Below are 22,966 nucleotides of genomic sequence, written 5' to 3'. Positions count from 1 at the left end.
CCGAGACCGCCTGTCGTCTCCGCACCCTTGCTAAAGCCTGGCTTCATCCCGCCTCGGGACTCCACCGGTACATCGACTACCGGGCTCACGATACCGGTCGGGTCGCCAAATGGGGAGAAATGCAGCCGATGGGTGTCAATTTGTGACCATTGCGAGACCGAAACGGCGGATGTTACCGCGATCAGGCCGGGTTTGGCTGCCAGGAGCCGCCGTAGAGCTCGCCAACCGAGCGTCGCCGAGCCGCCTCGAGTGCCCGCTGGAGACGCGGACGGTTGTAGCGCTGGATCAGGATGAACGGAAGATTCCCGGTCAGCGCGATGGCGAACACGAACAGCCACGACGGCAGCGGCGTCCACAACTTCATCACCACCACCGAGAGCACCGCGCGGACGTGATGCGACTCGGCCCGGCAGGTCGCCACCACGAACTCGCCCAGATACTCCGGATCGGAGGTCAGCAGCCGCTTCTTCGACATGGAGCCGCGCCGGGTGAACGCGGGCAGGCGATCCTTCCAGCGATCGATCTGCAGCCGCCGGTAGATGCGGCCGTGTTCTTCCCAGTTGCGGGTGCGGTAGACCGGACGCTCGGGGTCGAACCAGGATGCCGGCAGGTAGGGATCGATCACGATGCGTACCACCGTGCCCGCCCAATAGAGCATGAAGTTGAACCAGAACAGCTGGTCAAACATCGAGAACATGCCGATCACCTCTTCGCTCCATCCTAGGTCGTCCTGGTTTTCGGCGCAGATGAGAGCACAATGGGTGAGAGCGGCTGCGAACGCGGACGGCTCAGGAAGGGGTGCGCCTTGATTGCGGTGCTGCTGACGGTCTGCACTGTCGGGCTGGTCATCAGTGGGCTCTATGGGGTGTACCAGGTGGCGGTGAGCATCCGCTTCGGAGGCAAGCTTCCGACCCTGCCTGACGCCGAGGGTCCGGCCCACAAGTTCGCCGTTCTGGTCTTCGCACGCAACGAAGAGGTCGTCATCGGCCAGTTGCTGAACAGCCTGAACGATCAGGACTACCCGTCCGATGCTTTCCAGGTCTTCGTGACCGCGGACAACTGCACCGACCGCACCGCCGAGATCGCCCGGGAGGCCGGGGCCGTGGTCTACGAGCGGTCCAGCGGTGGCCCGGCCGGTAAGGGCGCGGCTCTCACCTGGTTCTTCCAAGAGCACTTCCCGGAGGGCTTCGACGCCTGTGTGGTCTTCGACGCCGACAACGTCGTCGATCCGGGCTACCTGGCCGCCATGAACCGCCAGCTGGCCGCCGGAAACCCGATCGCGGTCGGCTACCGGATGGGCAAGAACCCGTCGAGTTCCTGGGTGGCCGGCGCCAACACGATCTTCTGGCTGATGCAGTCCCGGTTCATCCACCTGCCGCGGGCGATGTGGAACCTGCCGTGCACCACGGTCGGCGGCACCGGCTTCATGTTCTCCCTCAGCGTCCTGGGCAACAACGGCTGGCAGACCAGCAGCGCCTGCGAGGACATCGAGTTCACCCTGAAGGCGATCGCCAACGGATGGCATGTGGCCTTCGCCGAGGACGCGCTGTTCTTCGACGAGCAGCCGCTGACCTTCAGCCAGTCGCTGATCCAGCGCTACCGCTGGTCGGTCGGAACCGTGCAGCTGGTCCGCACCGCCGTCCCGCAGCTGCTGGCCAGCGTCCGCCGCGGCCAGCTGAGCGCCATGGACGGTGCCCTCTACATCATCGGCGTCACAGTCGGTGGGCTCTCCAGCATCCTGTGGCTGGCCAGCGTCGTGCTCGGCCTGGCCAGCGGGGCCGGTGTGGCGAACACGCTGGTCACCCTGCTGGTCGGAACCGTGGTCGGCTACCTGGTGCTCCTGGCCTTCAGCCTGCTGGTGGTCCGGCTGGAGCGGGCCCGCTGGACCGGCATGTCCAAGGCCGTCCTCGGCTTCCCGGTCTGGCTGTTCGCCTGGTCGATCATCAACGTGGTGGTGCTGTTCTACCGCGACCCGACCTGGCACATCGTCAACCACACAGAGAACCTCTCGCTGGCCGAGTCCGCGCAGCTCAGCTCGCTGCCCGGCCGCACCAGCTGACTGATCAGGGCAGGCCGCAGAGCCGTCCGAGGGCCGAGGCGAGACCGCCGGCCAGCACGACCACCAGGTAGGGAGCCTTCAGCTTCAGCGCGATCGCGGCCGCGCCGAGGGCCAGTAGCCGTGAGTCGAAGGCCAGCGACTGGCCGTTGGCGACGGTGTTCATCACGGTCAGCGACGCCAGTAGGCCGACCGTCATGGCGGCGGCCAGCTCGGTGACCGGCGGACGATCCAGCAGCGACTGCGGCAACAGATAGCCGGCCAACTTGATGGCGAACGCGGTGGCCGCACCGACCAGGACCCAGGCCAGGATGCTCATTTCGCCACTGCCGTCCGTCGACGTCGGATGGCCCAGACCGCCGCAGTGACCGCGGCCGCGATCAGCACCGGGATGCCCGGGGGAACCAGCGGAACCGTGATGATCGTCACCAATGCCGCCACGATGGCGGTCGCGATCGGATCCTTCGCCGTCAGCCGAGGCCACAGCAGGCCCAGGAAGGCGGCGACCGCGGCTCCGTCCAGGCCCCACTGCTTCGGGTCGCCCAGGGCGTCCCCGGCTAGAGCGCCGACCAGGGTGAACGCGTTCCAGGTCAGCCACACGCCGAGCCCGGCCGTCCAGAAGCCTCGGACCCGCTCATCGCGGTCGTCCTGTGCGGTGGCGGTCGCCGTCGACTCGTCGATGGTGAGCTGGGCCATCACCGGGATCAGCCGGGACGGTGGCCGGATCAGGGCCTTCAGCTGCATGCCGTAGATGCCGTTGCGCACACTCAACAAGGTGGCCGCCGCCCAGGCTGCGGCGCCGGTCCCACCGCCGCCGATCACGCCGATGAAGGCGAACTGGGAGCCGCCGGTGAACATCAAAGCGCTGAGCAGGCAGGTCTCCCAGACGGTGAGTCCGGCCGTGACGGACAAGGCGCCGAACGAGATTCCGTAGACCCCGACCGCGATAGCGATCGACAGGCCCATCCGGGTCGCGGGAGTGAGCTTCCCGGCGAGTGTTTTCGGCACCCGAGCCAAGCTAGCGCATCGAGTCACCTGGTCGGCGACGCGGTTCAGGGCGCGGTCAGCGGCCTTACCGTCGCGCTCTGATTCGGTCAGAATCGAGCCAGCCAAGCTTCAGGAGACGTCATGACCCGCAACCTCACCCCGTCCCGGATGGCCGATCGGATGAGCGATAACCGCAGCGTGCTGGACGCCGTCCTGGACGAGGCGCTGGTCGGCTACCTCGGGATCAGCCTGGACGAGGGGCCGCTGGTGCTCCCTGTCAGCTACGCCCGCGACGGTGACCGGGTGCTGTTCCACGGGTCGACCGGCTCGCACCGGATGCGGGCCATCTCCTCTGGCGCCCAGGTCTGCTTCACCGTCTCGGTGATGGAGGCCCTGAAGATCTCCCGCACCGGCGAAGGCACCGGCATGCGCTACCGCAGTGCGGTGCTGTTCGGGGCCTGCTCCCGGCTCGACGATGCCGAGAAGGAGCGCGCACTGGACGTCTACCTGGACCGTTACCTCCCCGGGCGGACGGCGGAGGTGCGCCGCTCCACCAAGAAGGAGCTGGCCGCCACCATGGTGCTCACCTTGCCGATCGAGGAGTGGTCGGTGAAGACGGCCGACGGCTTCCCGTCCGATGAGCCCGAGGACATCGCCGCCGGCGGCTGGGCCGGCGTGGTGCCGCTGCGGACTGTCTGGGAAGCACCGATCCCCAACCCCGATCTGGGGCTGGGGATCGATGTTCCGGCTTCGGTTCTTCAGTTGACCCAGGCTCAGGCCAGCGGCTCCGGCTCGTAGTCGGGGAAGCTGACGTCGGCCTTCTCGCTGATGTCGGTTCCGCGAGCCTTCGCGATGCCGCGCATCAGGTGGTAGAGCACCAGAGCGGTCACCGTGCCGACGGTGACGCCACCGAAGGTCATCCCGCCCAGGGTGAAGGTGAAGTTCGCGATGCCCATGATCAGACCGACCGCAGCCGGGATCAGGTTCACCGGGTTGGTGAAGACCACCTTGTTCTCGATCCAGATCCGGGCGCCGAGGAGGCCGATCATGCCGTACAGGACGGTGCCGGCCGCGCCGATCACTCCGCCCGGAATGGTGAAGATCGCCGCCCCGAACTTCGGGATGAACGAGAGCAGGATCGCGAAGCAACCCGCGATCCAGTACAGCGCCGTGGAGTAGACCTTGGTGGCCGCCATCACGCCGATGTTCTCGGCGTAGGTGGTGGTACCCGAGCCGCCGCCCAGGCCGGCCAGGGTGGTGGCCACACCGTCGGCCAGCAGGGCCCGACCCATGGTCTTGTCGTAGTTCTTGCCGGTCATCAGCGAGACCGACTTCACGTGACCGACGTTCTCGGCGATGAGGACCAAGACCACCGGCAGGAACAGCGCGGCGACCCCGAAGTCGACGGTCGGCAGGCTGAAGGCCGGCAGGCCGAACCAGGCGGCCTCGCCCACGGTCTTGAAGTCGACCTGGCCCTGGAGCAGGGCGGCGACGTAGCCGACCAGCACTCCGAGCAGGATCGACAGGCGTCCGATCAGGCCCTTGAACAGCACCGCGATCAGCACGATCGCGATTACCGTGATCCAGCCGGTCAGCGGCGCGGCCGCGAAGCCGCCGGTGATCGTGGTGGTGATCTGGCAGCCCGTGGCCGGGTCAGGGACGCACTTGCCGGCGGCGTCCAGGACGACCTTCTGTGAGCTGCTCATCCAGGCCGCGCTGGCCAGGTTGAAGCCGATCAGCATGACGATGGTGCCGGTCATCACCGGCGGCATCAGAGCGTCGATCCAGGCCGAGCCGGCCAGGTGCACCACGGTGCCGACGATGGCCAACAAGATGCCGGTGAGCATGATGCCGAACAGTGCCCGGCTGAAATCCTTGCCGGAACTGGCGGCGATCACCGGAGAGATGAAGGCGAAGGACGAGCCCAGGTAGCTGGGCAGGCGGTTCCCGGTGATCAGCAGGAACAGCAGCGTCCCCAGACCACTGAAGAACAAGGTGGTGGTGACCGGGAAACCGGTGATCAGCGGCACCAGGAAGGTGGCGCCGAACATGGCCACCACGTGCTGGGCGCCGAGCCCGAACATCTTGCCCCAGCCGAGTCGTTCGTCGGGTCCGACAACTTCACCAAGTTGGATCGTCCCGTTTCCATGCAGCTTCCATGCAGCCATGTGAGTTCCCTTTCGCCAGCGGCCGAGCGCAGCCTATTGAGACCGGGACGTTGTTGGGGGAATGTTCACTTTCTCGATTCGCCTGCGCGGGTCATCCGGATCGGCTATGCGCCGGCTGTGCCGTCCGGCCCGGCCTGCGGAGTCAGGCGCGGCGCAGCAGGACGCCACCGAACGGATCGAGGTTCACAACGGTCGTGGCCGGCTCGGGGGAGCTCTCGGTGGGCAGCGCCGGGACGAAGTAGGAGTCGTCGCCGCCGGACAGGGAGCTGTAGTGGCCGGGTGGGAACCCGGGAAGCTCGGTCAGGTCCAGGCTCTGCGGGCCAGCGGTGAAGTTGAGGACGGCGGCCAGCATGGTGCCGTGCTCGGTCCGGCTGAGCAGGACGAGTAGACCCGGGTGCGGCGGCTCGGGGACGTCCACCAACTCGCCGGTGGCTACGCCGGACTCCCGTCGGACGTCCAGGATTCCGGCCAGCTGCGAGGCGAAGGAGGCCGGGTCGGCCAGCTGGTCCGGCAGCGGGCCGTAGAGGCTCCGCGCCCGGGGCAGCCCGGAGCTGGACGCGGTGGCGTCCGGGTTGGTGCCGAGCAGGTCGTAGGCGCCGCGCTCCAGCCAGCGGGTGTCGCCGTCGGCGACCAGGTCGTCCACTTGGGCCGAGGCCAGCGGCAGTGCGCCGACCAGATCCCAGCCGGACAGCGCGAAGACGCCCGGCTGCCAGGCGTTGAACCGGCAGGCCAGCAGGTGCGCCCGGCGGATCAGCTCCGCCTGAGACGGGCCGATCGCGTCCAGATCGGTGATGCCGAGCCCCGCCGCGATCACCGAAGCCGTGGTGCAGGCGATGCCGTTCTCGACGAAGCGGGCGTTGTAGCCGATGCCGGGCCCGAGCAGGACATCGCGCAGCTGCTGGCGGACGTGTTCGGCCAACTCCCGTCCTCGGAACTCCTGGCCGGACAGTCGGTAGTGATCGTCGGCCCGGTTGTGCTCGAAGTGGACCAGTTCGTAGGTCAGCTCGTCGTGGTTCTGCAGCGCGTGCACCAGGGACGCCTGGTCGATACCGATCGCCCGCGCCTCGGCCAGGGTGAGTCGAAGGAACTCGGTATCGCCGGTGCACAAGGCCAGTTGGTAGGCCGGTCGGGTCACGAAGTCGTAGGACAGATCCGGACCGTCCGCCCCGGTCGCCCGGATGTCGTCGATGCCCAGGTTCAGTTCCTGGAAGGTGAAGCCGCCCAGTTTGCGGACCATGGAGCCGATCAACTGGTTCGCCGCCCGGGACAACGGGTGGCCCTCCGACCAGGCCGGGCCGTCCTCGGTGGGCTCCAGGCCCAGGAAGCCGTTGGCGTCCAGCCGCAGGCCGCCGGAGCCGAGTTCGAGCAGCGAGTGCACGGCATCGCCCAGAATCAGCCGAGGGCCGGCCAGGCTGGGGTCGAGCCAGTTGATGCTCGGCTGGCCGTCCTTGAAGTAGTGCAGATAGGCCCAGCGGCGGACGACGCCGTCCACGCCCATCACCTCGCCGGTCACCGACCAGTTGGTGTCCTTGATCCCGGGCTCGAAGAAGATCACCCGCTGCAGGGCGCCGATCAGGTAGCCGGCCTCGGCCAGCCGGGCCTCGGTATCCGGATCGAGGTTCACCGAGTCGGCTCCCTCGGCCAGCGGCGGCAGCCAACTCCAGGTTTCGCGGGGGAGTTCGATCAGGTGGTAGATGCCCGGGTAGTCGGCGTAGCCCTGCTCGGCCAGCCGGAAGTCGGCCCCCTTGCCGGTGTGGCCGGGGATGATGTCGTCGATCACGGTGGCCCCGTTGGTTGCGGCTGTGGCGCACAGGTCGCGGAACTCGGCATCGGTGCCGAAGGCCGGGTCGATGCTCATGCTGATCCGGTCGAACGAGCCGTCGATGCTGGGGGTGTGCGCCCAGCCCCGGATCCCGCCGGAGCTCTTCAGCGGTCCGGTGTGGACGGCCTGGATCCCGATCCGTGCGAAGACCTCCCACAGCGCGGGATCGCCCAGAGCGCCGAGGAAGCTCTGCCCGTCGGCGGTGATCTGGGACAGCGGGTAGGCGGTGAACCAGACGCCGGCCCGCTGGACGGCGCGGCGCGGGTCCGGTCGCGCGAAGGACTTCGTCCACAAGGCCGGATGGCCGGCCAACTGCCGGGACAAGTCGGTCGCGTCACGCAGCATCGACTGGCCCTCTAGCCACGCCAGGTAGGCCGGATTGTCGGCCTGCGCGGGCCCGTCCGGCTCGGTGAAGACGGGTGGACGGCGCTGCACGCGGGGACGGGCGCTGGGGCCTTCGGCGCGAATCACCGGACCAATGTAGCTGCGCCGGCCCCCACGCAGCCGCTACCGGTGCCTGCTCCTCGTTCGAGCCTGATGTCACCGCCAATGTTGTCGTTATCAGCGGCCTGCTGCGGCGACGATCCGATGCGAGCGCCGATGTTGTCGAAATGCGGGCCCTCTAGCGACCAGATAACGACAACATTGGCGCTCGAACGTGAAGGCGGTCCGCCTACGGCCTCGATAACGACGAGATCGGCGGTCGGAGCTGCCCGGGCCTCCGGGCGGAAGCCTCTCGCTGCGCTAGATCCAGGAACGCAGCCACATCCGGGACAGCCAGTCCCGGTACACCAGCAGCTGATCGGTCAGCACCGGGTAGATGTAGGCGAAGTTCAGCGCCACCAGCGCCACAGCCACTCCGACGATGATCGCGCCGCGGCGTCGATGTGGGCCGTCGGCCGGGCCGAGGATCAGGCCGAGCATCATGGCCAGCAAGGTGACCGTGAACGGGATGATGCAGATCGCGTAGAAGAAGAAGACCGGCCGATCCGCGTTCGGGAACCACGGCAGGTAGGTGGCCATGGCCGCGACGATCGGCACACCGAACCGCCAGTCGCGCCCGGCGATCCACCAGACGAAAGCGGCCAGGAGGGCGATGAACGCCATCCACCACAAGACGGGAGTGCCCATGGCCGAGATCACCCGCAGGCAGGTGTCCTGACCAGTGGCAGGGCAGCCGTCCGCACCAGGCTGAATCCCGTTGACCGCATCGATGCCGATCGGACGGGCCATCACCAGCCAGCCGATCGGGTGGGCGTCGTACGGGTGGGTCTGGTTCTTGATGTAGTCGCCGGTGTGGAAGTTGTAGATGTCGAGGTGGAAGCGGACGAAGGAGCCCCACATCGAGCCCAGGTGGATGGCCAGCGGATCGTCGGGGTGCTTGGCCGCCCAGTCCCGGTCCCAGCCGCCGGAGGTGGTCAGCCAGCCCCACCAGGTGAGCACGTAGACCAGCACGCCGATCAGCACCAGCTTGGCGAAGGCCAAGCCGCCGTCGATCAGGGCCGCCCACCAGGCCTGCCAGTCGGAACCGGCCAGGCGTCGGGCACCGACATCCCAGAAGACGCCGAGCACGCCGATGGCGGCCAGCACGAAGATCGAGTTCCACTTGCAGCCCATGGCCAGGCCGAACATCACGCCGGCGACCACCCGCCAGGGACGCCACCACCGCACCGGCCCGAACCGTCCGCCGAAGTCAGGGATGCCGCGAGCCTCCAGCTGGTCGGCCAGCCAGCCGCGGTAGTAGTCGCGGTCGACGAGCACCGCCGTCACCGCCGCCACCAGGAAGAAGGCCTGGAAGATGTCCAGCAGAGCGATCCGGGACATCACGAAGGCGAGGCCGTCGAAGGTGAGCAGGATGCCGGCAATCGCACCGATCAAGGTCGAGCGGGACAGCCGGCGGGCCATCCGGATCGTGATCAGCACCAGTAGGGTGCCGAAGATCAGCGGCAGGAAGCGCCAGCCGAAGGAGTTCATCCCGAACCACTGCTCGCCCAGGCCGATCAGCCACTTGCCCAGCGGCGGGTGCACCACGAACTCGGGCTGGTTCAGGTAGATGTCGGTCTGCCCGGCGACCACCTTGTCGTTGATCTTGTCCGGCCACTGCTTCTCGAAGCCGTACTTCCACAGCGTCCAGCCGTCTTTGGCGTAGTAGGTCTCGTCGAACACGAGGTTCTTCGGGTAGCCCAGGTTCACGAACCGAAGGACGAAGGCCAAGGCAGTGATGGCCAGGGTGATGATCCAGCTCCCGAGCCGGTCGCGCAGCTGTTCCTGGCCGTCCCGCAGCCGTTCGATGGTGCTCAACTGCGGCTGCTCGACGCTGCGGCGTAGCCGGGGCAGCGGAATCAGCCGACGGGGAGTGGCAGATACGGCCGGTTCATCGAGCGCTTGCTCAGCCTCGGAGTCAGGGCTCACCTGGACATCTGCCACGCGGTCATCCTAGGCGGACCGGGCCAGAACATGGCGGAGACAGTCTGATCGGGGATACTGACCTGCGTGGAAACTCAATCCGGCGACGGCCGACTGGTCCTTGCCGGCACCCCCATCGGCAATCCCGCAGACGCCTCACCCGCCCTTCGTGCGGCGCTGACCAGCGCCGATCTGATCGCGGCCGAAGACACCCGGCGGCTCCAGTCGTTGCTCGCCCGTCTCGAGCTGAGCACCTCGGCCAAGGTGATCTCCTACTTCGACGGCAACGAGGCGTCCCGGGTGGACGAGCTGCTGCGCGCCATCGCCGACGGACGAACCGTCGTGGTGGTCTCCGACGCCGGCATGCCGACTGTCTCTGATCCCGGCTATCGCGCGGTGGTCGCTGCGGTGGCGGCCGGCTACCCGATCAGTGTGGTGCCGGGACCGTCCGCGGTGCTGGTGGCGCTGGCATTGTCCGGGCTGGCCACCGATCGGTTCTGCTTCGAGGGCTTCTTGCCCCGCAAGGGGGAGCAGCGTCGCCGCCGGCTCGCCGAACTGGCCGCGGAGCCGCGCACCATGGTGTTCTTCGAAGCGCCGCATCGGATCTCGGAGTTCCTCGCCGATGCCCGCGGCGCCTTCGGCGACGACCGTCCTGCTGCGATCAGCCGTGAACTCACCAAGACCTACGAGGAGACCCGCCGCGGCGGTCTGGCCGAGCTGGCCGACTGGGCTGCGGACGGAGTGCGTGGCGAAATCACCGTGGTGGTGGCCGGCGCCGCCCAGCCTGAGCTGTCGGTGGCCGACGCAGTCGAACTGGTCACCGAACGGATCGCCGGCGGGGAGCCGCTCTCGGCTGCGGTGGCCGCGGTGGCCGTGGAGACCGGGGTGGCCCGCAAGGCCCTGTACGCGGCGGCCCTGGCCGCCCGGAAGGAGGCCAAGTGAGTCAGCAGCTACCCGCGTCCCCGGAGCCGCTGCCGGCCCCGACCACGGACGCGCACACCCACGCCGGGTCAGTGGTTGAGTACTCGGGCCTGACCGAGGCGGACGCGCTCGCCGCTGCCGCAGCGGTGAACGTGACCCGGCTGGTCGAGGTCGGCACCGATGTGGCGTCCTCGCGGGCGGCGGTGGCGCTGGCCGAGGCGTACCCGCAGGTGGTGGCCTCGGTGGCCATCCACCCCAATGATGCCGCCCGGGCCGGAGCCGACCTGCCCGCGCAGCTGGCCGAGCTGGAGTCTCTGCTGGGCACCTCCGATCGGATCCGCGGAGTGGGTGAAACCGGGCTGGACTACTTCCGGACCACCGACGCTGAGGGGCGGGGTCGGCAGCGGGAGGCATTCGCCGCCCACATCGCCTGGGCCAAGGCCCACGATCTGGCGCTGGTCATCCACGACCGGGACGCCCACGCCGATGTCCTGGATGTGCTGACCGCCGAGGGTTCGCCGCAGCGGGTCCAGTTGCACTGCTTCTCCGGTGATGCCGACTTCGCCCGGGCCTGCCTGGATCGTGGCTACTACTTGTCGTTTCCCGGCACGATCACCTTCAAGGCCAATGAGGCGCTGCGTGAGGCGCTCGATCTCACCCCGGACGACCGGCTGCTGGTCGAGACCGATGCCCCTTACCTGACCCCGCTGCCGCACCGGGGCAAGCCGAACTCGAGCTATCTGCTGCCGCACACCGTGCGATTCATCGCCGAGCGCCGCGGCGCTGACCTGACCGAGCTGTGCCGGACACTGGCCGACAACGCGTCCGCGCTGTTCGGGGAATGGGGCGAGGATGGCTGAGGGACTGCTGGATCCGCGGACGATTCGCGAGTTGGCCGACGAGATCGGGCTGCGTCCGACCAAGCAGCGTGGGCAGAACTTCGTCCACGACGCCAACACGGTGCGCCGGATCGTCGCTGCGGCCGGGGTGACCTCCGGCGATGTGGTGCTTGAGATCGGCCCTGGGCTGGGCTCGCTCACCTTGGGCCTGCTCGAAGCCGGAGCGCAGGTGGTCGCCATCGAGATCGACTCCGCGCTGGCTCAGCGGCTGCCGCGGACGGTCGCCGAGCGACTGCCGCAGGCCGCCGACCGATTCCGGGTGATCGAGGCGGACGCCCTGAGCGTGGACGTCCTGGACGACCCGCAGCCGACCCGAGTGGTGGCGAACCTGCCGTACAACGTCAGCGTCCCGGTGCTGCTGCATGTGCTGACCCGGTTCCCGAGCCTGAATGCCGGCCTGGTGATGGTCCAGTCCGAGGTGGCCGACCGGCTGGTGGCCGGCCCCGGCTCGCGGACCTACGGCGTGCCGTCGGCCAAGTTGGCCTGGTATGCGTCCGCACGCCGGGTGGGCAGCGTGCCGCCCAAGGTGTTCTGGCCGATCCCGAATGTCGACTCCGGCCTGGTTGAGCTGGTGCGCCGTGAGCCGCCGGCCTCCGCGGCCAGCCGGGAGGACGTGTTCGCGGTGATCGATGCCGCGTTCTCGCAGCGGCGCAAGATGCTGCGTTCGGCGCTGGCCGGCCGCTTCGGCTCGTCCGCGGCAGCAGAGGAAGTGCTAGCCGCAGCCGGGGTAGATCCGCAAGCTCGCGGCGAGGTTTTGGGCATCGCAGATTTCGCCAGGATCGCTGAGGCTGCGGCCCAGCGGCTGCGGTAGCCTCGCGGCATGGCATCACCGGCGATCGAGGACCAGTCGGTCCGGGTCCGCGTCGCGGGCAAGATCAATCTGACCTTGCGCAGCGGACCCCGACGGGCCGACGGCTACCACTCGTTGGCCACGGTCTTCCAGGCGGTCTCGTTGTTCGACGAGATCGAAGCCGCCCCGGCCGAGCCGGGGGAGTTCACCGTCACCATGCACGGTGACCAGGCTGATCAGGTGCCCACCGGGGCCGACAACTTGGCGATCCGGGCCGCCCGGCTGCTGGCCAAGGAAGTCGACCACGAGGACGCCGGGGTGAACCTGGTGATTCGCAAGTCGATCCCGGTCACCGGTGGCATGGCCGGTGGATCCGCGGACGCGGCCGGCGCCCTTCTCGCCTGCTCAGTGCTCTGGGATCTGGACATCACCCCTGATGAGCTGCGGGTCTTCGGAGCGCAGCTGGGCGCCGACGTCCCGTTCTGCCTGGCCGGAGGGACCGCCCTGGGCACCGATCGGGGCGATCGGCTGGTGCCGGTGCTGAGCCGCGGCAGCTACCACTGGGTACTGGCCTTCAGCGATCGCGGGCTGTCCACGCCGGCGGTGTTCGGCAAGTTCGACGAGCTGGGCTGCGGCGCGGGCACCCTGGAGCCGCCCGAGGATCTTCTCAACGCACTGGTGTCCGGCGATCCGGTGGCGTTGGGTAAGGCGCTGGCCAATGACCTCAGTGAGGCCGCGCTGGCACTGCGTCCCGATCTCGGCCGGGTGATCGAGACCGGCCTCGAACTCGGAGCGATCGGCTCGATCATCTCCGGGTCCGGCCCCACCGTGGCCTTCCTGGCGCCCAACGAGTCGGCTGCGGTCGATCTCTCGGTGGCGCTGTCCGGATCGGGCGCCTGCCATGGCGTCCGGCGGGTCACCGGCCCGGTGCCCGGAGCCCGGCTGCTCGGCTGAGCCGTCGGGGACGAGCCTCGGCTCAGCTGCTGACCGGCTCGGCCACCTCGGCCGCGTGATCGAACTCCCGTCCGGGCAGGATCCGGGCCAGGAACAACAACCCCAACAGCAGGACGGCCGGGACGAACATGGTGTGCTGCACGCCGATCCCACCGACCAGGGCACCCATGATGGCCGGCGCGATCAGGAAGGTGGCGTAGCCGAAGGTGACCACCACGGCCAGGCCGCGTCCGCCGGCGAGATGGCCGGCCGAGGCATAGACCTGCGGGGCGATCATGCCGATGCCCAGCCCAACCAGGCCCCAGCCGAGCAGGACCACCGGCAGCGGCGTGGCCAGCGCGGCGATCAGGTAGCCCGTCGCCGAGCAGGCGCCGCCGAAGCGGGTGACCGCGCGGCGGCCGAACCGGGCCACCAGGAAATCGCCGAGCAGTCGGATGATCACCATGGCACCGGCCAGCATCGTCACGCCCAGGGCGGCGGTACCGGCATCGGCTCCGGTCACGGTGGCCACGTGCAGGCCGGACCAGTCCATGGCGGTGCCTTCACCGATCCCGAAGGCGATGGCCATCAGCCCGAACAGCCACACCACCGGGGGCAGCTTGGTCTTGGGGCCGTCCGCGGTCTCGTGGCTCACCGGGGCGGTCTCGGGGACGATCATCCAGCCAACGATCAGCGCCGGGATGCCGACGGCCGCGGCGATAGCGGTGGCGGCATGGACGGTCGGGTCAGCCTGCCCGGCCAGCAGCGGGGACAGCACCACCAGCAGGCCGGCACCCAGGAAGTTGCCGATCGACCAGGTGCCGTGGAAGAAGCTCATGATCGGACGAGGCCGCTGCTTCTCGACCTGGACCCCGACCGCGTTCATGGCCACGTCCACCCCGCCGTTGCCGAGGCCGAGGATGACGCCACCGGCGAACATCACCGGAAGGCTCGGCGACCAGCCGATCAGGGCCACACCGATCGCCTGCAGCGGGATCATTGCCAGGCTGATCCGGCGGGCTCCGAACCGGTCAGAGAGCCGTCCGACCACCTGCATGGACGCGATCGCCGACAGGCCCATGGTGATGAAGAACACCGAGAGGAACTGCGCCGATAGGTCGAAGCGGGCCTTCAGGGTCGGGATTGAAGCCGCGTAGGCGCCGATCACCAGGCCGTTGTAGGCGAAGAGGGAGACGACAGCCGCGGCGGCTTTGCCGGAAGTCAGGGAGTTCACCTGAACGACTGTAGTGGTGCCCCCCGACAGTTATGCAAGCGCTCTCAGTGGATTGGGTCAGGCGTTCTCTGGTGGGTGGGTGAGCAGCTTCGGGTCGGGGCGCAGGTTGCGCATCCCATACCAGGCCAGGTTCACCAGATGCGCGGCCATCACGGGCTTGGCTAGGCCCAACTCGTCCCGGGTGTCCATCCACCACTGCCCAGCCAGCCCGACCAGGCCGACCAGCATCTGCGAGTACAGGGGTGCGCTGGCCGGGTTCAGCGAGCGCTTGGTGAACTCATCGGCCAGTAGGTCCTCCACCCGGGAGGCGACGTCGGACAGGATTGTCGCGAATGACCCCTCCGGCGAGGTTGCCGAGGAGTCCCGGGACAGAATCCGGAAGCCGTTGGGGTGGTCGTCGATGTAGTCCAGCAGGGCCAGGGTGCCCAGCTCGATCAGGGTGCGCGGGGTGGCCTTCGGGGTGGTGATCGCGGCGTGAATGGCGTCGTGCAGGGTGCGCACCTCGCGGTCCACGACGACCGCGTAGAGGCCTTCCTTGCCACCGAAGTGCTCGTAGATCACCGGCTTGCTGACCCCGGCATGGGACGCGATCTCCTCGACCGAGGTGCCGTCCAGGCCGCGCTCGGCGAACAGTGCCCGGGCCACGTCGATCAGTTGTTCTCGGCGCTCGTTCCGGGTCATTCGGACGCGACTTCGCCGCGCACGCTGGTTCGCCGGTACTGCCTGGGACATAGGCCAAGTCTGGACCGCCGTCCGCGCCTTGGCGAATCTCTCTCGCACGTGTCGCGCTCAGCGCGTCACGGCTGTCGAGTCGCGAGCACCGTCGCTCACCCGTAGAGTTGGGGCCGGCCACCTCGCTGTGGCCGTTCCCCGGTTGGTCTGCCGGCAGGGCCCGCCTGACTTTGAATCAGGACTAGCGACGCAGGTTCGACTCCTGCCCGGGGAGCAAAGTTGCTCCATAACCCGCGGTTCGGCCATGTCTTGGTCCTGCGATGTGTCGCCTTCGCCTGGCACGATGAAGTCATGCGCTGGCCGGAGTGGATGATCTACCAGATCCCGGCTTCGGCCACGCCCGGCTTTCGCAGCCGGCGTCCGAACTCACTGAGGGACGGGGCCCGCCAGGTGCTCGCCGCCATCAGTGGGACGGCGCTGCTCGGCCCCAAGTCCGGCGTTGTCTGGCGGGGGCACGCCGATGTCGCCTGGCGGCTGGAGTCCAAGGCGTCCCGGGAGCAGTTGAGCCCCGATGAGGTGGCCGCCCGCGAGCAGGAGATGCTGCGCGAGGCCCGCCGGCTCGGAGTGGACGGTGCCCAGCGGATGGGCGACTGGGAGATCCTGGCCCGGCTGCGGCATCACGGGGCCATCACCCGGCTGATCGATGCCACCACTGACCCGTTTATCGCCTTGTGGTTCCTGTGCGAGGACGGTTCGGCGCAGGCGAAGGAGGCGGACGGCCTGCTGTTGGCCATCCAGCGCAGCACCTTCACCGAGATTCAGCAGCCCTACCGCACTGACAGCTATCCGGAGATGCTGAGGAAGCCGCCGGCCGCGCTGATCTACTCGACCCCGCCGATCGATCCTCGGATCGCCGCCCAGCGCGGCCTGTTCGTGCTGCACAGCCAGCCGCTCAGTGCCGAAGCGTCACCGGCCTCTGAGCTGGGTCCAGTTCTGCCACCGTCGAAGGCGTGGCCGGCCAAGCATCAGGAGTATCTGGCGCGGGTGTGCGGGTCCGATCCGCTCACCGAAGACCTCGGACGTCCGCAGTTCCAGTTCCCCGACATGCTCGGCATCCTGGTTCCGGCCGCGGTCAAGCCGGTGCTCTCCGACATGCTGCGCCACAACTTCGGCTTTAGCCGCGCCTCGATCTTCCCCGACTTCGCCGGCCTCGGTGAGGTCTACTCGCGTCCCCTGGGGTAGCCAAGCCACGCACCAGATGTAGGGGCTTTGACCTACACGGCGAGCGCTGGGGGGTCGGCTCGGATATCGTGAGAGTCGCCCTTCGGAGGTGCGTGCGCTCGATCACTGATCCTGTCCGCGGGCCATCGGGAGCGTGGAGCTGAAAAACAAGCGGGGAGCGCCAGTGGCTGAACAGGACAACGTCGTCGAACCGGTTGCGGCAGTGGTGATCATGGCCGCCGGTGCTGGCACCAGGATGAAGTCGGACACCGCCAAGGTCCTGCACAAGGTGGCTGGCCGTTCGATGATCTCCCTGGCCGTCGATACTGCGGACGCTCTCGCGCCCGAACATCTGGTCGTGGTGGTCGGTCACCAGCGGGAGCAAGTCAGCGCTCATCTGGCCGAGATCGCCCCGCACGCACGGCTGGCCGTCCAGGAACAACTGCTCGGCACCGGTGATGCGGTTCGCTCCGGGCTGGCCGTCCTGCCCGGGATCAGCGGCGAAGTCGTGGTCACTTCCGGCGACGTCCCGCTGCTGGCGGGGGAGTCGCTGCAGGCCCTGGTCGCTGAGCATCGGGCCGCGGGCAATGCCGTCACCGTCCTCACCGCCGAGGTCCCCGACCCCACCGGCTACGGACGGATCGTCCGCGACTCCGAGGGAGTGCAGCGGATCGTCGAGGAGCGCGACGCGGACCCGGCCACCAAGGCGATCGCTGAGATCAACTCCGGCATCTATGTCTTCGACGCCGAGGTGCTCACTGCCGGCATCGCCTCGCTCAGCTCGGCCAATGCCCAAGGCGAGCTCTACCTCACCGACGTGGTCGCCTTCGCCCGGAGCAATGGACGGACGGTCGGAGCCTGGCTGCTGGACGACCACCTGCAGACCGAAGGCGTCAACGACCGGGTCCAGCTGGCCGAACGCAATGCCGAACTGAACCGCCGGATCCTGCGCAAGTGGATGCTGGCCGGGGTCACCGTGATCGATCCGGCCACCACCTGGGTGCACGCGGGAGTCGACCTGGCTCAGGACGTTACCCTGCTCCCGGGCACCTCACTGGAAGGCGCTACCTCAGTCGAGTCCGGTGCCGTGATCGGCCCGGACACCACCTTGATCGACGTCGAAGTCGGCGCCGGAGCCCACGTGACCAGGACGCATGCCGAGCTGGCCAACATCGGGGCCGGCGCCACGGTCGGCCCGTTCAGCTACCTGCGGCCGGGCACCGAGCTCGGCGACAGCGGCAAGATCGGCGCTTTCGTCGAGACCAAGAAGGCGATCATCGGCGCCGGCGCCAAGGTGCCGCACCTGACCTACTGCGGCGACGCGGTGATCGGAGAGGGCGCCAACATCGGCGCTGGGACGATCTTCGCCAACTACGACGGGGTCACCAAGTCGACCACCCACGTCGGCGCCCAGAGCTTCGTGGGCAGCGACTCGGTGCTGGTGGCGCCGGTCGACATCGCCGACGGCGCCTACGTGGCGGCCGGCTCGACGATCACCGGTCCGGTCGGGCCGGGGGAGCTGGCGGTGGCTCGTGGCCAGCAGCGCAACATCGCCGGCTGGGTGGCCCGCAAGCGGGCCGGCACCAAGACTGAGGCGGCCGCGAACGCCGCCCTGGCCGCACGTGCGGCCGAGGAGCGCGCGCAGTGAGCGGCATCACTCGTCCGAACAACAAGCACCTGATGCTGTGCACCGGACGGGCCTTCCCCGAACTTGCCGAGGAGGTGGCGAACCTGCTCGGCGTGGGCCTGGTGCCAACCCGCTCGCTGACCTACGCCAACTCCGAGATCTACGTCCGGTTCGAAGAGTCGGTGCGTGGCGCGGACGCCTTCGTGATCCAGTCGCATCCGGCCCCGGTCAACGAGTGGCTGATGGAACAGCTGATCATGATCGACGCCCTGAAGCGGGCCTCGGCCAAGCGGATCACCGTGGTGTCGCCGTTCTACCCCTACGGCCGCCAGGACAAGAAGCATGCCGGCCGGGAGCCGATCTCGGCCCGGCTGATCGCCGACCTGTACAAGACCGCCGGCGCCGACCGGCTGATGTCGATCGACCTGCACGCCGCCCAGATCCAGGGCTTCTTCGACGGCCCGGTGGACCACCTGCTGGCTCTGCCCGTCCTGGTCGAGTACATCAAGGCCCACTACGACGTCTCCGAGATGACCGTGGTCTCGCCCGACGCCGGACGAGTCCGGCTGGCCGACATGTGGTCGGACGAACTCGGCACCCCGCTGGCCATCATCCACAAGCGCCGCGACCCGAACAAGGCCAATGAGGTGGCCGTCGGTGAGGTGGTCGGTGATGTGGCCGGGCGGGTCTGTCTGCTGGTCGACGACATGATCGATACGGCCGGGACGATCTGCCAGGCGGCAGCCGCGCTGAAGAGTTTCGGGGCCAAGGCCGTCATCGCGGCCGCCACCCACCCGATTCTGTCCGGGCCGGCCCCGCAACGGCTCAATGAGTCCGAGTTCGAAGAAGTGATCGTCACCAACACTCTGCCGATCAGCGAGGACATCACCATCCCGAAGCTCACCGTGTTGTCGATGGCACCGTTGATTGCGGCCGCCATTCAGGCGGTCTTCGAGGACGGATCGGTCGCCTCTCTGTTCCACGGCAGCCACTAGATAGGGGCAGCGATGATCGGCAGCGAATCGACAATGACCACGAACGCTGCCGACCGCCTGCTCGAGCAGGCCGGAGTCGCGATCCGGCGCCAGTTGCGCCGCGTCGATCCGCTGGTGCGCTGGCTTGCGAGCTGGCCGTGGTGGCTGCAGGTCGGTGCCATCTGGCTGCTCGGACGGCTCTTCACGGCCTGGCTGTTCGTGATCGTGGCCAATCGCCAGGACTCCACTCCGTGGTCGTCGGCCCAGCCCGGCTACCTGGAGTACAGCAACGGCTGGGACGCCGGCTTCTTCCGCGAGATCTACCAGAACGGATATCCGGCCGTGCTGCCCCGCGACGCGGCCGGCCTGGTCGACAACAACCCGTGGGCCTTCCTGCCGGGATACCCGTTCCTGGTCCGCGGCGTCAGTGCCATCACCGGACTCGACTGGCTGGTGGCCGCACCGATGGTCTCGCTGCTGGCCTCGCTGGGCTTCTTCCTGCTGGCCTACCGGCTGTTCACTCCACGGTTCGGCCACTCGACGGCGCTGGTCGCGCTGGCCGCACTGTCGTTCGCGCCGGCCTCGGCGATCTTCCAGATCCCGTACTCCGAGTCGGTGGCGCTAGTGCTGGTGGCGGCGATCCTGCTGGCCTGGTCCCGGGAGCGTTATCTGCTCAGCATTCCGCTGGTGCTGCTGGCCGGACTGACCCGCCCACTGGCCGCCCCGTTGGCGCTGGCCAGCCTGCTGCTGATCGTCTCGGCCTGGTGGCAGTGGCGCAACGGCGTCCGGCTGTCCCGGGGCCGGTGGGTCTCGCTGGCCGCACTGGCCGTAGTGTCGGTGGCGGCCATCGGGCTGTGGCCGGCGATCGCGGCGGCGGTCACCGGCGTGCCGAACGCGTACCTGCTCACCGAGGCCGCCTGGCACGGTGGGGAGAGCCAGTTCCCGTTCAAGCTCTATGTGCGTTCGATGGTCACCTACTTCGGCCCCATCGTCGGGGTGGTCGTCGGTATCGTGGCTGCCCTCGTCGTGATCCGAGCTCTGCTGGCCAGGGCTGTGATGAGCCTGGGAGTGGTGATGTGGACGTGGGTGCTCAGCTGCGTGGCCTATCTGGCCGTGGTGGTTCCGGTGAACACCAGCCTGATTCGGCTGCTGGCCCCGGCCTTCCCGCTCGCTCTCGCCGCGGCTGGGGCTTCCCGAAGCCGCGCCTATCGCGGGCTGCTGCTGTTGGGCGCCGCGATCAGCCAAGTGGTCTGGATGGTCTTCGTGTGGCGCTGGACCGGCTCGAATGTGCAGGCTCCGTGAGGTCGCGGCGCGACCAGCACAGCCAGGCGGGACGATGACCGGGCGGGCGGCACAGGGTGGTCTGGCCGAGATCGACGGCCCTCTTGAGGCGCTGAGCGGCTTTGCCGACCGCGGCGTCCGCGCCGGGCGACGACTGTGGTCCGGGCTCATTGGTCTGCCGTGGTGGGCCCAGGTCGGTCTGGTCTGGCTGCTCGGACGACTGCACGTGCTGGTGTGGACGCTGATCGTGCTGCAGCACCAGGAGCCGTTGCCGGCCCTGCCGAACCCGGGGACGTACTTCGACTACGCCAGCATCTGGGACGGCGGCCTGTACCAGCGGATCCACGACGAGGGCTACCCGAGCGTGCTGCCGATCACCGAGAGTGGCCAGATCGGGGGTAGCCAGTGGGCATTCCTGCCGGTCTACCCGTTCCTGGTGCGGGGGATCACCGCGGTCACCGGGCTGAGCTGGCCGGTCGCGGCCACGTCCGTCTCTGCGCTGGCCTGCCTGGGCTTCCTGTTGGTCGCCTACCGGTTCTTCCGGCTGCGTGCCGACCACGCCGCCGCACTCACGGCGGTCGCGATCATCTCCTTCGCGACGACCGCGCCGGTGCTGCAGTTCGCCTACGCCGAGTCCCTGGCCTTCCTGCTGGTCGCCGGCGCGTTGCTGCTGATCAGCCAACAGCACTACCTGCTGGCCGCGCCGGTGGTCCTGCTCGCCGCGCTCACCCGTCCGCTCGGCGCCCCGTTGTTCGGGCTGACTCTGGTCGTTGCAGTGACCTCGATCTGGACGGCCCGACGCTCCGGACGTCCGCTGCGGCTGGGTGGCCTGGCCGTGCTGGTGCTGGCCGGGGGAGTGTCCGCCGTCGCCTGGCCGGTGATCGCCGCCGTGGTCACCGGCGTCCCGAACGCCTACCTGGCCACGGAGGCAGCGTGGCGGGGCGGCCTCATTCTGCGCCCGCTGGATGCGTACGTGGGCTCTCTCGCGGCGCTGCTCGGGCCGTTCTCCGCGTTCGCGGCGGTGGTCGGTGTGCTGGCGGTGGCAGCGGTGATGCTCAGCCGGCCGGTGCTCCGGTTGGGGCTGGTGGTGTGGACGTGGGTCGGGATGGTGCTCGGCTACCTGGTTCTGGTGGCCCCGGTGTCCACCTCGCTGCCGCGGCTGCTCGGTGCTGCGTTCCCGCTGGCGGCGGCAGCGGCCGGGGCATCGTCGAGCCGCGCGTACCGCTGGTTGTTGGTGCTCGCGGGAGCGGCGTCGCAGATCGTCTATCTCGCCGTGCTCTGGCACCTGGGCGACGGCGTGCATGACGCACAGCCCTGAGCGTCTCTCGATTTAGCTGCGGAGCCGCAGACGCGATAAGATCCCGAGGTTGCCTCGGCGAGGGGCCAGGAGCCCGTGATCGACAAGGTGCGCGCAGTGCGCGCCGCCGGTCCTGGAGTCGTCGAGGCGGAAGCTGACGAAGTTAGGGAGTTGGTAGGCAAAGTGTCTGAGAACAAGATCGCGGCCCAGTCGCGTACCGAATTCGGCAAGGGTGCGGCCCGTCGGGCCCGTCGTGCGGGCCTGGTGCCTGCGGTTCTCTACGGTCATGGCACCGATCCGGTACATCTGGCCCTGCCCGGCCACGAGGTCCAGCTCGCTCTGCGCACCGCGAACGCCGTGCTGGAAATCACCGTCGATGAGGGCAAGTCGCAGCTGGCGCTGGCCAAGCAGATCCAGAAGAACCCGATCAAGGGCGACATCGAGCACCTCGACCTGGTCATCGTCCGCAAGGGCGAGAAGGTGACCGTCGAGGTCGCCATCCAGGTCGTCGGCGAGCATGTCTCCGAGGGCATGATCGTGATGGACGCCCAGTCGGTCAGCCTCGAGGTCGAGGCCACCCACATCCCCGCGGACATCGAGGTCGATGTGACCGGGCTCGAGGTTGGCTCCACGGTCACCGTCAAGGACCTGAAGCTGCCCAAGGGTGCGGTGTTCACCGGCGATCCGGGTCACCTGATCCTGTCGATCGCGGCCACCCCGTCGCAGGCGGCGCTGGACGCGTCCCTGGGCGGCGAAGCCGCGTCGGCTGAGGCCACCGAAGAAGGGTCGGCCGAAGAGGCCTGATCCTCCCTATGGCGCCTTGGCTGTTGGTCGGACTCGGGAATCCGGGTCCGACCTACGCACATCACCGGCACAACGTCGGCTACCTGGTGGTGGACGAGCTGGCCCGTCGGGCCGCCGTGCGGTTCAGCCGGGCGATCGGACTCCGCGCCGAGACCGCCCAGACCCGGATCACTCCCGCCGGGATCGGTGCGGTCGGCGCGCCGGCCGAGCAGGTCGTCCTGCTGAAGTCGCGCACCTTCATGAACGAGACCGGGCTGGCCGTCGGCAAGGCGCTGGCCTACTACAAGACGACTCCCGCCCGGCTGTTGGTCGTCCACGACGAACTCGACCTGGACTTCGGCCAGCTCCGGCTGAAGCTGGGCGGTGGCGACAACGGCCACAACGGGCTGAAGTCGATCCGGGCCAGCATCGGCAGTGGTGACTTCTATCGGGCCCGATTCGGCATCGGACGTCCCCCCGGACGCCAGCAGCCCGCCGATTTCGTCTTGACTCCTTTTCCCTCCGCCCAGGCTGAAGACCTCGGCGTCGAGGTGGCGCGCTGCGCCGATGCGGTCGAGGTGCTCCTCAATGAGGGCCTCGATGTCGCCCAGAACCGGTTCAACTCCTGAACTTTCGTGTCCCCCTTTTAGGCGACAAATGGCGTCGCTCGTGGGGGCTACAAACACAATCTCTCAACATCTGCTCTAGAGTCCGCAAAATCGCGTTTTGGTGAACTTCGGGTCGTAAGAGGCATCCGACGGAGTGATCTGCGCTGGTGTTGCACTGAGCTCCTTTGGTGTCGCTCGGGCGTCCGGCGGGGAGTCGCGCCCACCGCAACTGGCGCGATATAAGACGTAGTCAAGGTGGTGTTGACCGGTCGTCCGGCCTGCCTTGG

General features: G+C 68.4%; 21 protein-coding genes and 1 tRNA gene. 14 read left to right on the top strand and 8 right to left on the bottom strand.

Annotation, left to right across the window (positions count from 1 at the left end):
- Window positions 1–181: 181 nt before the first annotated feature.
- Window positions 182–697: a glycosyl-4,4'-diaponeurosporenoate acyltransferase CrtO family protein gene (locus tag ATK74_RS09725; protein ID WP_143483622.1), complete on the bottom strand. Its 516-nt coding sequence runs from the start codon at window positions 695–697 to the stop codon at window positions 182–184.
- Between the two features lie 117 nt (window positions 698–814).
- Between ATK74_RS09725 and ATK74_RS09720 the strand changes: the two genes are divergently transcribed.
- Complete coding sequence (locus ATK74_RS09720) at window positions 815–2,059, top strand: glycosyltransferase family 2 protein (RefSeq protein WP_245841037.1); 1,245 nt, start codon at window positions 815–817, stop codon at window positions 2,057–2,059.
- Window positions 2,060–2,063: 4 nt separating this feature from the next.
- On the opposite strand, the gene ATK74_RS09715 is transcribed toward ATK74_RS09720, so the two are convergent.
- Together ATK74_RS09715 and ATK74_RS09710 are read right to left on the bottom strand one after the other, a co-directional pair.
- Entirely contained in the window at window positions 2,064–2,375 is a 312-nt protein-coding gene (locus ATK74_RS09715; RefSeq protein ID WP_098460841.1) for an AzlD domain-containing protein, read from the bottom strand.
- Entirely contained in the window at window positions 2,372–3,064 is a 693-nt protein-coding gene (locus ATK74_RS09710; protein WP_245840891.1) for an AzlC family ABC transporter permease, read from the bottom strand. Before ATK74_RS09710 ends, ATK74_RS09715 begins: the two co-directional genes overlap by 4 nt.
- A gap of 120 nt (window positions 3,065–3,184) precedes the next feature.
- On the opposite strand from ATK74_RS09710, the gene ATK74_RS09705 reads away from it, so the two are divergent.
- Window positions 3,185–3,841, top strand: coding sequence for a pyridoxamine 5'-phosphate oxidase family protein (locus ATK74_RS09705; RefSeq protein WP_211283335.1), 657 nt, complete (start codon window positions 3,185–3,187; stop codon window positions 3,839–3,841).
- Here the strand turns inward: ATK74_RS09705 and ATK74_RS09700 are convergent.
- From ATK74_RS09700 to ATK74_RS09690, 3 genes are all read right to left on the bottom strand, one after another.
- On the bottom strand, window positions 3,817–5,211 hold the full coding sequence (locus ATK74_RS09700) for a uracil-xanthine permease family protein (RefSeq protein ID WP_098460839.1): 1,395 nt from the start codon (window positions 5,209–5,211) through the stop codon (window positions 3,817–3,819). The two genes, ATK74_RS09705 and ATK74_RS09700, sit on opposite strands and share 25 nt — an antisense overlap.
- 142 nt (window positions 5,212–5,353) lie before the next feature.
- Complete coding sequence (gene treS / locus ATK74_RS09695) at window positions 5,354–7,504, bottom strand: maltose alpha-D-glucosyltransferase (protein WP_245840889.1); 2,151 nt, start codon at window positions 7,502–7,504, stop codon at window positions 5,354–5,356.
- Between the two features lie 273 nt (window positions 7,505–7,777).
- Window positions 7,778–9,295 (bottom strand): dolichyl-phosphate-mannose--protein mannosyltransferase, encoded by a 1,518-nt coding sequence (locus ATK74_RS09690; RefSeq protein ID WP_425440117.1) that lies wholly within the window; start codon window positions 9,293–9,295, stop codon window positions 7,778–7,780.
- 231 nt (window positions 9,296–9,526) lie between these two features.
- Between ATK74_RS09690 and rsmI the strand changes: the two genes are divergently transcribed.
- From rsmI to ATK74_RS09670, 4 genes are read left to right on the top strand one after another with little or no spacing between them, the layout of a single operon-like run.
- Complete coding sequence (rsmI, locus tag ATK74_RS09685) at window positions 9,527–10,381, top strand: 16S rRNA (cytidine(1402)-2'-O)-methyltransferase (protein WP_211283334.1); 855 nt, start codon at window positions 9,527–9,529, stop codon at window positions 10,379–10,381.
- Window positions 10,378–11,220: a TatD family hydrolase gene (locus tag ATK74_RS09680; RefSeq protein ID WP_098460837.1), complete on the top strand. Its 843-nt coding sequence runs from the start codon at window positions 10,378–10,380 to the stop codon at window positions 11,218–11,220. The genes rsmI and ATK74_RS09680 overlap by 4 nt, the downstream gene beginning before the upstream one ends.
- Complete coding sequence (gene rsmA, locus ATK74_RS09675; RefSeq protein ID WP_098460836.1) at window positions 11,213–12,070, top strand: 16S rRNA (adenine(1518)-N(6)/adenine(1519)-N(6))-dimethyltransferase RsmA; 858 nt, start codon at window positions 11,213–11,215, stop codon at window positions 12,068–12,070. The genes ATK74_RS09680 and rsmA overlap by 8 nt, the downstream gene beginning before the upstream one ends.
- A 9-nt stretch (window positions 12,071–12,079) precedes the next feature.
- Window positions 12,080–13,003, top strand: a complete 924-nt coding sequence (locus ATK74_RS09670) for a 4-(cytidine 5'-diphospho)-2-C-methyl-D-erythritol kinase (RefSeq protein WP_098460835.1) — start codon at window positions 12,080–12,082, stop codon at window positions 13,001–13,003.
- 22 nt (window positions 13,004–13,025) lie between these two features.
- Here ATK74_RS09670 and ATK74_RS09665 read toward each other — a convergent pair whose 3' ends face one another.
- Both ATK74_RS09665 and ATK74_RS09660 read right to left on the bottom strand, forming a co-directional pair.
- Entirely contained in the window at window positions 13,026–14,216 is a 1,191-nt protein-coding gene (locus ATK74_RS09665; RefSeq protein ID WP_245840887.1) for an MFS transporter, read from the bottom strand.
- Window positions 14,217–14,273: 57 nt separating this feature from the next.
- The gene (locus ATK74_RS09660; RefSeq protein WP_245840885.1) at window positions 14,274–14,897 is read right to left on the bottom strand and encodes a TetR/AcrR family transcriptional regulator; all 624 of its coding nucleotides are present in this window, start codon (window positions 14,895–14,897) and stop codon (window positions 14,274–14,276) included.
- A 186-nt stretch (window positions 14,898–15,083) separates the two neighbouring features.
- Here ATK74_RS09660 and ATK74_RS09655 point away from each other — a divergent pair.
- The 8 genes from ATK74_RS09655 to pth all read left to right on the top strand — a co-directional run bounded on the left by ATK74_RS09655 (window position 15,084) and on the right by pth (window position 22,700).
- Window positions 15,084–15,162: transfer RNA gene (locus tag ATK74_RS09655), tRNA-Gln, on the top strand.
- Window positions 15,163–15,239: 77 nt separating this feature from the next.
- A complete protein-coding gene (locus ATK74_RS09650) occupies window positions 15,240–16,130 on the top strand; it encodes an FRG domain-containing protein (protein WP_098460832.1) in 891 nt (296 codons plus the stop codon).
- 163 nt (window positions 16,131–16,293) lie between these two features.
- Window positions 16,294–17,757, top strand: a complete 1,464-nt coding sequence (glmU, locus tag ATK74_RS09645) for a bifunctional UDP-N-acetylglucosamine diphosphorylase/glucosamine-1-phosphate N-acetyltransferase GlmU (RefSeq protein ID WP_098460831.1) — start codon at window positions 16,294–16,296, stop codon at window positions 17,755–17,757.
- A complete protein-coding gene (locus tag ATK74_RS09640; RefSeq protein ID WP_098460830.1) occupies window positions 17,754–18,731 on the top strand; it encodes a ribose-phosphate diphosphokinase in 978 nt (325 codons plus the stop codon). The genes glmU and ATK74_RS09640 overlap by 4 nt, the downstream gene beginning before the upstream one ends.
- 12 nt (window positions 18,732–18,743) lie before the next feature.
- Window positions 18,744–20,012: a hypothetical protein gene (locus ATK74_RS09635; RefSeq protein WP_143483621.1), complete on the top strand. Its 1,269-nt coding sequence runs from the start codon at window positions 18,744–18,746 to the stop codon at window positions 20,010–20,012.
- A gap of 34 nt (window positions 20,013–20,046) precedes the next feature.
- Window positions 20,047–21,309, top strand: coding sequence for a hypothetical protein (locus tag ATK74_RS09630; protein WP_098460828.1), 1,263 nt, complete (start codon window positions 20,047–20,049; stop codon window positions 21,307–21,309).
- A gap of 162 nt (window positions 21,310–21,471) precedes the next feature.
- The gene (locus ATK74_RS09625; protein ID WP_098462171.1) at window positions 21,472–22,092 is read left to right on the top strand and encodes a 50S ribosomal protein L25/general stress protein Ctc; all 621 of its coding nucleotides are present in this window, start codon (window positions 21,472–21,474) and stop codon (window positions 22,090–22,092) included.
- Between the two features lie 8 nt (window positions 22,093–22,100).
- A complete protein-coding gene (gene pth, locus ATK74_RS09620) occupies window positions 22,101–22,700 on the top strand; it encodes an aminoacyl-tRNA hydrolase (RefSeq protein ID WP_098460827.1) in 600 nt (199 codons plus the stop codon).
- Window positions 22,701–22,966 lie beyond the last annotated feature (266 nt).

The sequence above is a fragment of the Propionicimonas paludicola genome, from assembly GCF_002563675.1.
Taxonomy (GTDB): Bacteria; Actinomycetota; Actinomycetes; order Propionibacteriales; family Propionibacteriaceae; genus Propionicimonas; species Propionicimonas paludicola.
This window is presented reverse-complemented; position numbering and strand designations above follow the sequence as displayed.